General features: G+C 52.5%; 9 protein-coding genes. 5 read left to right on the top strand and 4 right to left on the bottom strand.

Features of this window, described 5'->3' with window-relative positions; genetic code table 11:
• Positions 1-194 (top strand): hypothetical protein (locus ACG2F4_RS13825; RefSeq protein ID WP_395261470.1); only part of this gene is annotated, 194 nt, incomplete at its 5' end.
• A gap of 94 nt (positions 195-288) precedes the next feature.
• Here the strand turns inward: ACG2F4_RS13825 and ACG2F4_RS13820 are convergent.
• From ACG2F4_RS13820 to ACG2F4_RS13810, 3 genes are all read right to left on the bottom strand, one after another.
• A complete protein-coding gene (locus ACG2F4_RS13820) occupies positions 289-1,458 on the bottom strand; it encodes a Gfo/Idh/MocA family protein (RefSeq protein WP_395261469.1) in 1,170 nt (389 codons plus the stop codon).
• A 298-nt stretch (positions 1,459-1,756) separates the two neighbouring features.
• On the bottom strand, positions 1,757-2,515 hold the full coding sequence (locus tag ACG2F4_RS13815; RefSeq protein ID WP_395261468.1) for a DUF1080 domain-containing protein: 759 nt from the start codon (positions 2,513-2,515) through the stop codon (positions 1,757-1,759).
• A gap of 247 nt (positions 2,516-2,762) precedes the next feature.
• The gene (locus ACG2F4_RS13810) at positions 2,763-3,314 is read right to left on the bottom strand and encodes a hypothetical protein (protein ID WP_395261467.1); all 552 of its coding nucleotides are present in this window, start codon (positions 3,312-3,314) and stop codon (positions 2,763-2,765) included.
• Between the two features lie 817 nt (positions 3,315-4,131).
• Here ACG2F4_RS13810 and ACG2F4_RS13805 point away from each other — a divergent pair.
• The 4 genes from ACG2F4_RS13805 (at position 4,132) to ACG2F4_RS13790 (ending at position 12,125) form a co-directional block, all read left to right on the top strand.
• The gene (locus ACG2F4_RS13805; RefSeq protein ID WP_395261466.1) at positions 4,132-7,371 is read left to right on the top strand and encodes a SusC/RagA family TonB-linked outer membrane protein; all 3,240 of its coding nucleotides are present in this window, start codon (positions 4,132-4,134) and stop codon (positions 7,369-7,371) included.
• A gap of 50 nt (positions 7,372-7,421) precedes the next feature.
• Entirely contained in the window at positions 7,422-8,723 is a 1,302-nt protein-coding gene (locus ACG2F4_RS13800) for a hypothetical protein (protein WP_395261465.1), read from the top strand.
• A 120-nt stretch (positions 8,724-8,843) separates the two neighbouring features.
• On the top strand, positions 8,844-11,441 hold the full coding sequence (locus ACG2F4_RS13795; RefSeq protein WP_395261464.1) for a M14 family zinc carboxypeptidase: 2,598 nt from the start codon (positions 8,844-8,846) through the stop codon (positions 11,439-11,441).
• A 192-nt stretch (positions 11,442-11,633) separates the two neighbouring features.
• Positions 11,634-12,125 (top strand): GNAT family N-acetyltransferase, encoded by a 492-nt coding sequence (locus tag ACG2F4_RS13790; protein WP_395261463.1) that lies wholly within the window; start codon positions 11,634-11,636, stop codon positions 12,123-12,125.
• A 32-nt stretch (positions 12,126-12,157) separates the two neighbouring features.
• On the opposite strand, the gene ACG2F4_RS13785 is transcribed toward ACG2F4_RS13790, so the two are convergent.
• A complete protein-coding gene (locus ACG2F4_RS13785; RefSeq protein WP_395261462.1) occupies positions 12,158-14,755 on the bottom strand; it encodes an alpha/beta fold hydrolase in 2,598 nt (865 codons plus the stop codon).
• Between the last annotated feature and the right edge of the window lie 17 nt (positions 14,756-14,772).

Genomic DNA, 14,772 nt, shown 5'->3' with positions numbered 1-14,772 from the left:
GTGACGGACCATCAACATCCACGCCTGCACAGGCTGCAGCGGGTGCCCCATTCACCGCCTTGAGTTTTTGGTTCCTTTTGGATCAAGCCAAAAGGAACACCTCTGTTGTAAAAAAACTGCTGCTTTTTTCCTGTTGGGGCTTCCTAATCACCTTCCCTGTTCATTTTAATGATCAAAAAAAATCACCGTATTGACTCCCATGGTATACGAATATTTCTCAATCGGATATGATATTTTACAGCCTGCCAGAGGGCGCAGGTACGAATTCAACATCGGATCGAGCTGCTTTTACCAATCGAACGTTATCTTTTGGCCGGTTTCCGCAGACTCATAAATTGCCATCAGAAGCCTTACATCGCGCAGCCCCATCTCCCCGGGTACCCGGCTCTCCCGGTCGTTGAGTACGCAATCCGCAAATGCATCCATCTGGAGCGCCTGTTGCGGAACATTCTGCAGGTTCATTGGCCCTTTATGCGTTTCGCCCTTAAGTCCCCCATAGCCGTACGCCGGTTCCAACCTGCAGAATCCCTCTTCGGTATCCACCTGGTGATAGTTGACGTTGGAGGCATAGCTGCTCTCCCCGTGCGCTTTGATCCCGCCCGGGAATTCAAACGTCCAGTAGATCGTCTCCTCTACCTCGCTAAAAAAATCGGGCCTGGTTTTTTTCGGGGTTCGGGCGGTCACCGACAGCGGCCGCTCTCCCATGGTATAAAGAGCAGCCTGGATTGCGTACAGGCCGACATCCATCAGCGGACCGCCCCCGGCCATCTCTTTGTCAATTCGCCAGCGGTTGGGATCAGTCAGCGTAAAGGAGAATCCACCGTTAATTTCACTGACGGGTCCGTAAAGCTCCTCCTGCCCAATCCGCATCACCTCCTGGTGGTGCGGCGTAAAATGCAGTCGATACCCCACGGAAAGTTTTTTGCCGGCATCCCGGCACGCCCGAACCATCGCCTCCGCATCGGGCACGGTCGTGGCCATCGGTTTTTCACAGATAACGTGCTTGCCCGCCTCTGCCGCCCGGATGGTATATTCGGCGTGCATGCTGTTGGGCAGCACTACGTAGATAATATCGATGTCATCATTATCGGCGATCTGATCGTAGGTTTCGTAGTTATAAATGTTGGACGCCGGGATGTTGTATTTCTCGCCGTACTTTTTCTCTTTGGAGGGCGTACCGGTTACCAGTCCCGTTAGTTTGCAGAATTTTGTCTGTTGCAGGGCCGGCGCAAGCTGTCCCATTGCATAGCTTCCAAGACCGACCAGCGCTATGCCCAGCTTCTCATCTTCAGGCAGGGCCTCCCGTTTTTGCCACTTCTGGTAATAGTACAAGTGGTTATCCAGGAACGGATTACCGGTAGAAATACCGGGAAATACCAGCGTGGCGCCCATTCCCAGCGAAATACGTTTTAGAAACTCTTTCCTTGAAAACCCGTTACTTTTATCGTCAAAACTCATCCCTTTTCTCCTTACGTTTAGTTCAACAGAAAGATTATATGTGGCGTTGAAAAACCATCAAATCACCGGTCGAAGGGAGTTGCACTCCCGTTTAAAGACCAGCAAGGTCGGTATTCAGCTATATCCCAACAAAACATAATTCAACACAATGATTTATCACAATCGTCTATGATCAGTATAATTACGCTTCGCCAAAACTTGGCATCTGCGCAGTGAAAGTACCGCCTCCCCTGGCCGGTGGAAACAAACCAGGTATGATGTACGAACTGACAGCCCGGCCTGATATCCGTGGTAGGTATCAGTCCAGTTCACGAAGCCAGATATTCCGGAAACTTACTTCATGGCTGTGATCCTGCAGCGATATCGGGGCTCCTCCTTCATAGGCTTCATATTCCGGGTGCCCGATATAGACAGTGGGTCCTTTCAGCTCCGCCTTGTGGTGGATCATAATCCCATTCCAAAAAACAGTCAGGTAGGCCGGTTGAGCCACGGTGCCGTCATCATTAAAGACCGGGGCTTCAAACACAATATCATATGTCTGCCATTCTCCCGGTGCTTTGGCCGCATTTACCGCGGGGATATGTTGCTTGTATATGCTGCCGGCCATCCCGTTTGAATAGGTTTCGTTATTGTAGGAATCCAGCACCTGCACCTCGTACCGATCCTGCAAAAAGACGCCGCTGTTACCGCGATCCTGCCCGGTTCCCCCTTCTGGTTCAGGGGCGCGCCACTCAATATGAAGTTGAACGCTTCCAAAATCCTGCTTGGTTTCAATTCCGCCGGTGCCGGGCTTTACCGTCATGGCGCCGTCGTTCAGCGTCCACTGGACTTCTGATCCGTCGGGGTGCTGCCATTGCGAAAAGTCCGATCCGTCGAACAGTACGATGGCATCAGAAGGCGGGTCTCCATAGGATGAACCCGGCTCCACCTTTTCTGGAACCGGTTCCCAAACTTCGGTTTCTTCCGGTTCCATCTGGTTGTCCTGGGCAACGCATGAGGTGACGAAAAATACCAGTGCTACTGAAAGAGCTACTGCAAATGATGTAAATTCAGTCATTTTATAAATTTATTGGTTCAAATTTGCACCAGTTAATCTATTTAAAATGAACGATAGTTGCAGCTCCTCATTTCGCTCCTTTTCCAAACCCGGGAGCTCACTGTTTGCGGTTACTTAGATTGATTGAGTGAGTGAGTGAGCCTGTGTGAGTCACCAAGTACCAGGTAATGCAAGACCGAAGGTACGACAGCCGGACGTTGTAACGGGCTGAATAATTGCACTAAAACCGGTCGATGTCTGCAGCAGATTAAACCGAGTCCGATTTCCAGACAGCTTCGTCTTCGTCGCTTGCAATGGAGCCTTCATATTGCCGAAATACGCGGTCGCCCAGTCTCCGCTCCATCCTGTCAACATAGGATCCCTGTCCCCTCTGCCGCGCGAAACGGCAAGCCCGGGCCAGCAGGTAAAGCACCAAAAATGTGACTAATGCAGCTGTTACCGTACTCACAGGCTGGTTGACGATGTTACCATAGATAGCCTGAATATACGCAACTGCCTGGTTGAGCTGCTCCAGCAGGTGATTGATGGCCTGTCCCCCATAACGGTCATTAAAGGCCGCGGCGGTCAGCGTGTTATAATCTTCAATGATCGAACCGATATTCCTGATACGTTCAGGAGCCCGAAATAGCTGCTGCAATGCCGGTAGAAACGAGTGTAGAGCAGCGCCCAGTTTCGCCAGGAAAGGTCCCTCTGCTGCCAGAACAATGGCCGTGCCCACTCCCGCCAACAGCTTAAACCCATATTCCAGGATAAAGAGCGCGGGTTTAAACAGTATTCTGGCTGCTTTTGGCCAATTCATAATTCAATATTTTGGAATCTGTTTCTACTTTAGCTTTACGCTGATTTCACATTGAACGCAGTCTCAAAGATAATAATTCTATTAGAGGTCATTGCAAAATCGTGGTTTACTCCCTTTTAAGAACTTTTCTCTTCCCCAGTTACGGTTCAAAAATCCGTAATTTGGGCATTCTCAAAAAGTTACTAAAAGCCTCTTCACTGGAAACGAGTTTTCCTATTTATGAACAAAACCAAAAGATTACCGATTGGAGATTGGCGAATTTGAAAGGTTATTTGTTGGATCCAGGATGGATACCATCCCTCATTAAATACAACGTATGTGGAGGAAATAGCGGAAAACCTTGTATTTGGGCTGCTCTTTCAGCCTTGCAAGTTGCGGGTACATCGTGTGGAAGCACCTGCCTGAGGAGGTCGTAATTATATAATTCCCGCTCTATTTGCTATTCCACATCAATCATTGTACCTTTGCGGCGTTCGACTTCAGAAGAACCAATTTTTATTGATTTTTACGCATGAATTTTCCCGCAAAATCCAACATCTATAGCGCCATCTGCTGCATGGACAACCACTGTATGCAGTGTTGCATGTGCTGTATGCGCTATGTCAGTTGGATGAAACGGGAAGCATATATTTGATCTTAAGCCGGATATAACAAACCGGGGACGATCTGGAGCCCACTCATCCATCAGGTGAGTGGGCGTTTTTGTTTGTGCCTTTCTTGCCGGTGGATGCAGATGCTCCTCCCCCCTCCCCTCCCAACACACGACCAATTCCATCACCCCAAAATCACAATCCACAACGAAGGAGTTATCTTCACCATGAAATATTTTTTACAAATCGCAATACTGGGTTTTCTACTCGGCATCTCGTCAAGCGGATTTGCCCAGGGTACCATCTCGGGTACCGTTACGGACGAAGCTTCAGGAGAAACACTACCTGGAGTCAACATTGTCATTCAAGGCACGACCACCGGTGCCGCAACCAACGTACAGGGCGAATATGAAATCAGCGGCCTCGAGGCCGGCACCTATACCGTACTGGCCCGGTTCGTGGGCTATGAACGGCAGACCAGGGAAGTCACCCTCGGTTCAGATGAGTCGGTGACCCTGGACTTTGTACTCAGCCAGGGGGCCGTAAACCTGGATGAAGTTGTCGTCACCGGAACCGGCGGACCGGTTGAGAAGCGAAAAATTGGTAACAGTATCGGTTCTGTCAGTGCTGAACAACTCGATAATGCGCCTGTCCAGAACTTCTCCGATGTTATCCAGGGACGGGTTCCCGGGCTCAACGGCATGCCCTCCAGCGGAGTTACCGGAGAAGGAGCACGCATTCGCATTCGCGGTTCCTCGAGCCTGAGCCAAAGCAACGAGCCGATCGTTTTTATTGACGGCGTTCGCGTTGACCGCGGCGGCGGGTTCGGTGGCCTGGTAAATGCCGGTGGCGGGGCATCCCCTTCCAGGCTTGATGACATCAATCCCAAGTCAATCGAGCGGGTTGAAGTCCTCAAAGGAGCAGCCGCCGCTACCCTTTACGGCACAGAGGCTTCCAACGGAGTAATCCAGATTTTCACCAAAAGAGGCCAGGTCAGTGATCCTCAATTCGATTTCCAGGTAACCCAGGGAACGATCAACTATCCCAAAACAATACCCGCCAATACCGGATTTGCCCGTACCTCGGCCCAGGCAGACACAATGAGCAAGTACCTGGGGCGCGACGTGCAACGGTATGAGCTGGTTAGTGAAAACTATACACACAAACTGTTCGAAACCGGGTTTCAGCAAGAATACTCCGGTTCTGTGAGCGGAGGAAGCGAGGGGATCACCTATTACGTTAACGGGCGATGGTCCGGCGAAAACGGGCCGCTGAGCGGTGAACGCCTCCCCTACCCCGAAGGCTTCGGTCCGAGGGCCAACGATGAGTTGAGCAGGGCTCAAGGTACGGCCAACTTCAACATTTTTCCCTCCGAATTTCTTCAGCTGCGCGTAAACAGTTCCTACACCAATTCCAACCTGGAGACCTTCCAGACCGGCAACAATCCCTCCGGAGTCACATCCGGCGCCATGCACAGCAAACCGGAGCTGGTGAACCACGACAATCCATCTGGTACCTCCTACAATTCAACCGTACAGGAACGCCTGCAGCAAACCGTTTCGCAGGAAGTCAACAACTTCAATGGCAGTTTCGGTGCCAATTACCGGCCTCACAAGAATGTCATCCTTGATGGTACGTTTGGCGTAAATTACACCAGCCAGTTCAGCGAATCGCGGCGGCCTTTCGGATGGAATATCAACAATTATGCCAGCGAGGAGACCGAAGGCGCCCGGCGCACTTCCGACCGATCCAACCTGAACCTGACACTGGATATCAAGGGCACCCTGAGTAACGACATAAGTCCCCGGTTCACCTCCACGCTGATTGCAGGATTACAGGGGTTCAAGGAAGAGACCGTAATCCGCAGTGGCGAGGCGCTTGAGTTTCCGGGTCCCGGGCTCAACGTTACAGGGGCATCGGCCATACAGTCTACTGACGAAACCTTTGTCGAAGAAACGGAAGTAGGCGTTTTCCTGCAGGAACAGATCGGATTTGACGACTATATCTTTGCCACGATCGGAGGCCGTTACGATACACACAGTGCGTTCGGCTCCGAATTTAACGGCGTTTTTTACCCGAAAACCTCGCTCTCTCTTGTTCTTTCGGACGCGCCGTTCTGGAACGGAGTACGACCGATCTCTTCGCTCCGTGTGCGTGCCGCCGTCGGTCAGTCCGGGCTACAGCCGGGTGCATTCGATGCCCTCACAACCTATACATCCCAAACTTCGGCCGGCGGGCCGGGTATCGTCCCGGAAAACCTGGGAAATCCCAACCTGAAACCCGAGATCTCAACCGAATATGAACTCGGGGTTGATCTCGGGCTGTATGACGAGCGCATCACGCTGGAAAGTACCTACTGGGATCGGACCGTACGGGATGCGCTGGTCCAGCGCCAGTTCGCTCCCAGCGGCGGATTCACGGCAACCCAGCTCGTCAATATCGGTGAGCTGAAAGGGCGTGGCGTGGAGCTCAGCCTGGATGCACAGGTAGTTGAATCGAACGACTGGAACGTCAACATTTTTGCCAGCAGCTCCTACTTGTGGGAGCAGATTACCTCCCTGGGCGGCGCTCCTCCTATCAAGGTGGGGGGCACGTATCCCCGATACCGGCAATTCCTGATTGAGGGATATGCGCCGGCTACCAACTTCGGAGCCCAGCTCCGGGAAACCCCGGAGGGTACCTATCCGCTTGACCGCCGGGGACTGCTGCAAGCGCTCGGCCGCAGTTACAGCTCGGTAGAAGCGGGGCAACCTGCCAGTCGACAGCTGGTGCTGGACTACCTCGCCTCCCTGACGCCGCAGACCGCCAGCCTGGAGGATCTCAACAACTTTGTTCTGCTGGCTGACCGGGACGGCGACGGCGACGCCCTGGACCATCATCTCGGGAAGCCGACACCCGACTGGCAGGGCTCGTTTGGCGGTTCCGTGTCATTCAAAAACTTCCGCCTTTCCACGCTTTTTGAGTACAAAGCGGGGAACTACTACGTCAACAACCTGACCGATGGATTCAGGCAGCGAAGTGCCGGTATTGGACGAAACACCCCGGCCTCCGCACGGGTGGAACGCGACTTTGTAACCGGCGGAGTGACCGACAACAACACAGCGGCAAACAACGCGGAAGTCCGACTGCAGGCGTCGGAGGAATGGTTAAACGAACTGCTCGCCCTCGACCCATTTGCCGGACTCAATACCATACAGCAGGCAGATTTCCTGCGTCTCAGGGAAGTAAGCCTCACCTACAACGTGCCTCAGGCCACGATCAACAAATTGAACGTCAGGAATCTTTCGTTGTCGATATCGGGACGAAACCTGGCGCTCTGGAGCAAATATCCCGGAATTGATCCCGAAGTAAACGCCATCGGTCGCGGCGGCGGAACCGACCTGGAAAACAACTTCCTGCTGGGAACCGATGCGTGGAACATGCCGATTCCGCGCGAAATCATCTTCACCCTCAACGTGGGAATATGACAAACTCAACACAGGTATTTCTAAACACTTATAAACGAATTCAATCTGCTATGTTTTACCCATTTAAAAAACTGAATAACAGACTTCTCGCGTCGGCGCTACTCCTGGGCCTCCTGTTTACGGGATGCGATATCCTGCAGGTAAACAATCCCAACAGCCTGGTGGAAGAAGACCTTGCCAATCCCGTGGCGGCCTCTTCCATCGCCAACGGCGCTGAAGCGACCCTGGTGGAAGGACTCGGCCAGATTCTGGCTCCCTACTCAACGGCCACCGACGAACTGACCTGGATCGGTACGCGGGACGGCTGGCAACAGCTTGACCAGGGACGGGTCAGCGAGCCCGTCAATGAATTTACCGACGCCTCCTTCCTGGCGTTATCGGAAGCCAGGTGGACCGCCGACGAGGCGATCCGGCGACTGGAAGAGTTCCGATCAAACGGCACGCTTCAAGACAAAACCAGCCTGATACGAAGCTACTTCTACGGGGCAGTCGTTTACATCACTATTGCGGACAGTTACGACAATTTCGTCTTTTCCGACCGTGAGGAGGCGGCCCCGGCAAAAGGGGAAGAAAACATGGACCAGCTTTACGATACGGCCGTCGGTTATCTGAATTCCGGTTTGGAGCTGACAGGCTCGAATACGGGCAACTGGGAGGCACGACTGCTCGCGGTGCGGGCGCGGGCCAAATTCTCACAATCGCTATGGAACAAGCTTAATCCAGATACAGATACGGGTAACCCCCTGGTCGAAAACAGTGAGGCATCCCAGGACGCTTCCGCAGCCCTGGCATTACTGGGGCAAAACGACTGGCGTTACCAGCTGGAAGTGACCCCTGAAACCGCCGAAAATGATCTGGCCTACCAGGTTAATGACCGGCTGGAGCTCCGCATCGGGAATGCCTATGCCGTGCCAACCGAAGATGGAACGCGGGTCGACAGCGTATCTCTCAGGGACCCGATTGACGACATCGCGGCTCCGGCCCTCGTCTCTGCGGTCAACGAATTTGTGAGTGCCAACCTGTACGCCAACTATACCCTGATCTCGGAACGCGAGCTTCGCTTGATCATCGCCGAGGATGCCCTGGCCGGCAACGACACGAATACGTTTGAAGACCAAATCAATGAGATCCGCTCTCTTGACCAGCTTTCCGAGTATACCGGTCAAATTCCGCCGGTCGAGTTGCTGGAGCACAGCCGGAGGGTAAACCTGTTCCTGCAGGGACGCCGTCTGGCCGACCACTACCGTTTTGGGTCAGATTCTCCAGAATGGGGAGCCAACCGGGATGAACCCGGAACCTTTTTCCCGATAACCATTACCGAAATTCGGGCCAATCCCAATATCAGTTTTTAGGATATAAACCAGACTTTCCACTCGCGGGGCGGGAACACGTATACGCCCGGCGGGTGAGAAAGGAATCTGAAGCGAGTACACATAATTACAGCTGTTAACGTTCAAAAACGACTCTGAATCATGACATACGCTAACGACTACACAAAATTAGGGATACTGCTTGCTGCGGTGTTACTACTGCCGACCAGTACGTTTGCCCAGCAAGATTACTACTTTAAGGATGATGCCACCTTTGACGAGGCTATTCCCACTCCCCAGGAGTTTTTCGGCTACGATATCGGTTCACACTATACCCGGCATGACCGTATTGTGGACTATTTCGAGAAGCTTGCGGAAGTTTCGGATAAAGCGTCGTTCCAGGTGATCGGGGAAACCTATGAGCATCGCCCGCAGGTGGTATTGACGGTCACATCCGCCGAAAATCATGCAAACCTGGAGCAGATCCGTAAAAAACACGCTACGGTGCTCGATCCCTCTGTGCCGGCACTCGACCCGGACACCGATCCCGCCGTGGTAGCGCTGGATTACAGCGTGCACGGCGATGAAACCTCCAGCGGCGAAGCAGCCCTGCTGACGGCCTATTATCTTGTTGCAGAACAGGGAACCGAAACGCAGACCTTCCTGGATGAGGCTGTCATACTGATCGATCCTGCCCAGAACCCCGATGGACGAGACCGGGCCGCCAGCTGGCACAACGGCTACAAATCTTTTCCCCCGGTGGCCGATCCCGCTGATCGCGAGCATGAGCAGGCCTGGCCCGAGGGGCGCACCAACCATTTCTGGCACGATCTGAACCGTGACTGGTTTGCCGTCACGCAGAAGGAAAGCGAACATCGCCTCGATTTTTATCACAAATGGTATCCCAACGTGCAGATCGACTTCCACGAGATGGGAACCAACAGCACCTACTACCTGGAACCCACCAAGCCGGTACGTACCTGGAATCCGATTGTCCCGGACTATCACTACGAAGTGCTGAATCCGCTGCTGGCGCAGTATCAAACGGAAGCGCTGGATGAGATCGGCTCGCTTTACTGGACCAAAGAGGTCTTTGATAACATCTCCCCGATCTACGGATCCACCTATCCCGATATCCAGGGCGGCGTGGGTATCACGTTTGAAGTGGGGAGTTCCCGTGGTCTCGTACAGGAAAGCACCTCCGGAGAGGTCACATTCCGTTCCACCATCCGAAAGCACCTGGTTACCGGAATTGCCACTGTAAGAGCTGCCGTAGGAGAAAAAGAAACTCTTTTTGAATACCAGAAAGATTTCTATACCTCCGCAATCGAAGAGGCCGGGCAGCAACCGGTCAGGGCCTATGTCTTTGGAGATGCCAATGATCGCACGCTGACCAACAAGTTCCTGGACCTGCTGCAGACGCACCGGCTGGACATCCACCAGCTCAGTCAGAATCTTGAGCTGGATGGCAAGCAGTTTCAGCGGGGCAACGCATATGTAGTACCCACCGAACAGGTTGGATACCGTACCATTCACGACATATTTGAACCCAATACCAACTTTCCCGACAGCGTATTTTACGATATCACCGCGTGGTCGCTTGTACAGGGCTACGGCATCAAATATGCCGAGTTCGAATCCAGTGACTACCGGGAGTACCTGGGAGAAACGGTCTCGAAACAACCTGAACAGACAGGGTCTGTTGTTGGAGGCTCTTCAGACTATGCCTACCTCCTGTCCTGGGACGACTATAACGCCCCGCCGGCTCTCTACCACCTGCTGGACCAGGATGTCCTTGCGAAGGTGGCATTCAAGCCGTTTACCTCGGCCACCAGCCGGGGACAAAAAGAGTTCGGCTACGGGTCCATCGTCGTACCTGTAAATGGGCAGGATATCAGCCGTGCAGCCCTGTTTACCAAAATCAAAGAGGCTGCTTCTTCATTCGGTGTCAACTTTTATGCGGTAGATACCGGCATGACGCCGTCCGGCATCGACCTGGGCAGTGGAAATATTCAACCGGTTAAAAAGCCGGAGGCGGCATTAATTATCGGAGAGGGTGTCAGTGAATATGAAGCCGGAGAAGCCTGGTTTCTTCTCAACAAGCACCTGCAGATGGGAGTAACACGCCTGGCCAAGACGACCCTCCGGGAAACCTCCCTGGATCGCTATAACAACCTGATTATGGTAGACGGAAACTACAGCGATCTCGATTCCAGTACTGTTGCCAAGATCAGGCGCTGGATCAACGACGGCGGCAACCTCATTACCGACGAAGGCGCTTCCGAATGGGTGATTGAGCAGGATATCGTTACCGATGATCTGCTGAAAACATATGAAGATAGCACGCGGAAGACCGTGCGCTACAATTATGAAGAACAATCTGACCGCTACCTGGCCAATACCATTCCCGGGGTGATACTGGAGGCCGATATAGATCCTTCAAACCCGATCGCGTTTGGGGTGCCCAGCCGGTCCCAGCTTTTCCTGAAAGACAGCAACACCTTCCTGAAACCGAGTGAAAACCCGTATTCAACGGTTGCCCGGTATACGGACGAGCCCCTGATCGGCGGTTATGCCAATGATGAAAATATCGACAAAATAAGCAATACCGCCGCTATTGTAACCAGCAGCGAAGGCAGGGGCAATGTCATCCTGTTTGCGGATAACCCGAACTTCAGGAGCTACTGGCACACCACCAGTCGTCTTTTCCTGAACGCGCTGCTGTTTGGGCAACACCTGGAAACCTACGACGTGTATTAATGCAGCAGATGGCTTTGCAAAACACTGGTTTCAAAGTCGTCAAAGTTAATGGTGTCTTAAAACCTCCGGGGTCTTCAAAACCCTGGAGGTTTTTATAATTCAAGTTTTATCACCTGTGTTAAGACGCTTTGTAGTTTGCCTCTGTTCTTCTAACTTTGCGAATAGTTATAACGGTCACCAGTCAATACTTTCATGATACGAACGGCTCAAAAAGAAGATCTCTCTGCCATTGATTACATCTACAACCAGGCGATATATGCCGGATTCTGCACGGGACATATTCAACCATTAAAAGAAGATCTGCGAAACAGGTGGTTTAACCGCCACAATCCGCATGAATATCCCGTCTATGTCTTTGAGGAAGAGGACCAGGTACTCGGATGGGCTTCACTTTCCCCCTACCGGGAGGGACGGGAGGCACTGAGGGAAACAGCTGAACTCAGCTACTATGTCGACTTTAAATACCACGGGCGGGAGATCGGCACCCAGTTGGTAGAACACTGCCTTGATCAATGCTCCGTGTTAAACAAGCGGGTACTGATCGCTTTTATCATCGACGGAAATGACGCCAGTGTCGGGCTGCTGGAAAAGAATGGATTTAATGAATGGGGATACCTGCCGGAGGTGGTTAAACATGAGGGGGAAATACGAGGTCAATCCATCATGGGGAAAGTTGTGGGATAACCATAAAAGACACGCTCACTGCAACGAATAATTCACCTGCTCCTGTAGTCTATTACCCTTTGTATCAACTCTGTAACCGTGTCGGGTTTGTGGCCCCGTTCCCGGTTCATCCCCCCTATCTCAAACGCAATGCGCCACTGATTTCGCAACATTTTTTGAGCTTGAAAAAACGTGTATTGGGGATCATAAATAATTGTGCTCTCGGATGTTACGCCATTGACCTCAAGAACTTTTATATTTTCGCCGTTTTTCAATTTTTCTTTGGATGGAACCCGCACATCCAGCCTTCCAAAATAAAAACCGTGCAGGTGAGAAGTGATATCATCCACCTGTTCAGCCAGTTCCCTGGTAGCGAGATGCGTGGCATCAAAAAACCGCGCGCCGCGTGCGTGGACCCCAAGCCTTACGAGGGGAATCTTCTCCCCTTTTTCCGGGACTTCGTAAAGATGATCCTGGTGTTCCCTCAAATGAATTTTGGCCCGTGACACCGCCTCGTCATCCCGCAGTATGAGTTCTTCGAGGGTATGTTCCCCATCTCCCGTTAATGTAAGCAGCCGCTTTTTTGTGATTGAGAGGATGGATCCCCTTTCTTCTTCCGGGTAACGGTAATAAAAAATTCCGAACTCTTCCCCGCTCGCATATTCCTGGATAATCAGTTCATAATCGATCCCTTGCAACATTTCCCGCAGCTGCTCCTCATCATGCAGCTCCTTCACCCCGGTGCCCCGCTGCCCGACATCCGGCTTTGCTATCACCGGAAAATTCAGCTGTTGCTCCTCGATAAATTTTTCGGCTTCAGCAACCTTTTCCCGGTCTTCCAGATCGGACGATATTTTCCTGAAGGCGGGCACCACTCCACTCGCTTTGAGGCCTTCCAGTATGTCAGACTTGGATTCCCCGATGAATCCCCCGCCCGGGATACCGGGATTCGCAGCCGTAAAGACCGTAAGGGACCGATGTTTGATGCCAAGATAGGCGATATAACAGCATATTGGTGCATAGATGATGTATGGCGACCAGTACTCCCACCTGGTGAGCCGGCGCCAGCGGGAAAGTACCATTCGTCGACCCCGCCAGGTGACCGCCGGCAAAATGAATTTTACGAACAGAAATAGTAAAAGGATGATGACCGGGATCACCCATATTGCGTATTCCTGGTATACCTGGAAGTAACGAAGCAGTTCGGTTCCCACCAGCATCGAAATACCGACCAGAAGAGGCGTCCAAAGTATCCCGGCAAGCAGAAAATAGAAAGCAAACATAAACAGCCTCATTCCTATCATGCCGGCACTGAAGTAGGTGGGAAAGCGGCTGCCCGGTATAAAGCGACTGCCGATAATAATCATCGGTCCCCGCACTTTGAACCAGTCGGCACTGCGTTCCAGATCTTTTTCCGAGACGAACCACCTGAACGGCGCCCGGCGTATGGCCGGTTTCCCGATCCACCGACCTATCAGGAAGATGGCGAAATCACCGATAACGATACCCATAAAACAGGCCAGTGTAGCCGGCACAAACCCGATAATCCCGCGTGCTGCAAGCAGTCCGGCACCAATCCCCCCCAGATCTTCGCTGATGAAGGTGGAAAAGATGATGATGAGCATCAAGATATAGAGAGTCAATCCCTCTACCTTGGCAAAGTTGATCTCCTTGAACGGTTTTTGGGATTCTCGTACCCGTTCTTCCGGCGCCTCTGAGTAGGTGAGGGCTTGGCCGGTCTCTACCTGACGGATAAATTCGTTGATATCTCCTGATATTTTCCCGGCCCTCGTTTTAACGATGGCATGTCCCCCCTCATACAGTATCAGCTTGCTCTGCGGCACCAGCCGGTGATGTTCATTGGCAGCAGCCAGTGGCACAAGCCCGTCTTCTTTTCCGTGTTGAATAAGCATCGGTTTTTTATACTGCTTCAGGTACGTTCGCAACGGGCGTTGATCGGAGTCGTAAAACGTGCGTGCATAGGGTACGTTTACGGGAATATCGCTCAGCAGACCAAAATGTGGAATTGCTTCATGCATCAGCCACACGAGGAACAGCTGCCCCCCGTGGACCGCATGGTTCAGGTGGTAGCTGCCCAGCAGCTCCAGCTCCTGCACGCCTATGCCGGAAAGCATCACGATGGAGGATACGCGTTCGGGAAAGAGGTGCGACATCTGTATGGCAACCCCCGCCCCCATGCTGTATCCTACGAGGTGGGCGCGGTCGATTTCCAGGCTATCCAGCACCTGGTCCATGTATACCGAGAAAGACTTCATGGAGTAATCCGGTATTTCCCGGCTTGAGGCATCGTAGCCCGGGAAGTCCGGGGCAATCACCCGGTTCCGGGCAGACAGCGTCTCAACCAATTCCGGTAAAAAAGGAACGCCCACCGGACTCCCGTGCAGCAGGAGAATCACCGGAGGCTTTTCCTCATCCCCTCGGTATTCATCCCGATAGGCAATTTTAAGCGGCTTGCCTGTCAGTACCGAGTCGCCCTCAACCTGGTTCACCGTCAAATGCTGCTGGCCGGGTTCCAGGTCGTGGTTGTCGGGCTGCAGGTATTGCCATACATGGGAGAGAAAGAGCAGGCCGATGTAGATGATTGCTACACGTTTCCATCCCTGAAACCAAGAAAAACGCTTGTCATCCATTTATCTCCTGTCTGAAG

This window comes from Halalkalibaculum sp. DA3122, from assembly GCF_043951865.1.
Classification (GTDB): domain Bacteria; phylum Bacteroidota; class Rhodothermia; order Balneolales; family Balneolaceae; genus JAMQKA01.
This window is presented reverse-complemented; position numbering and strand designations above follow the sequence as displayed.

What these genes read in the sequence shown, in the direction of transcription:
- ACG2F4_RS13820 (WP_395261469.1), bottom strand. Translation starts at nt 1,458, where the DNA reads ATGAGTTTTGACGATAAAAGTAACGGGTTTTCAAGGAAAGAGTTTCTA.
- ACG2F4_RS13815 (WP_395261468.1), bottom strand. Translation starts at nt 2,515, where the DNA reads ATGACTGAATTTACATCATTTGCAGTAGCTCTTTCAGTAGCACTGGTA.
- ACG2F4_RS13810 (WP_395261467.1), bottom strand. Translation starts at nt 3,314, where the DNA reads ATGAATTGGCCAAAAGCAGCCAGAATACTGTTTAAACCCGCGCTCTTT.
- ACG2F4_RS13805 (WP_395261466.1), top strand. Translation starts at nt 4,132, where the DNA reads ATGAAATATTTTTTACAAATCGCAATACTGGGTTTTCTACTCGGCATC.
- ACG2F4_RS13800 (WP_395261465.1), top strand. Translation starts at nt 7,422, where the DNA reads ATGTTTTACCCATTTAAAAAACTGAATAACAGACTTCTCGCGTCGGCG.
- ACG2F4_RS13795 (WP_395261464.1), top strand. Translation starts at nt 8,844, where the DNA reads ATGACATACGCTAACGACTACACAAAATTAGGGATACTGCTTGCTGCG.
- ACG2F4_RS13790 (WP_395261463.1), top strand. Translation starts at nt 11,634, where the DNA reads ATGATACGAACGGCTCAAAAAGAAGATCTCTCTGCCATTGATTACATC.
- ACG2F4_RS13785 (WP_395261462.1), bottom strand. Translation starts at nt 14,755, where the DNA reads ATGGATGACAAGCGTTTTTCTTGGTTTCAGGGATGGAAACGTGTAGCA.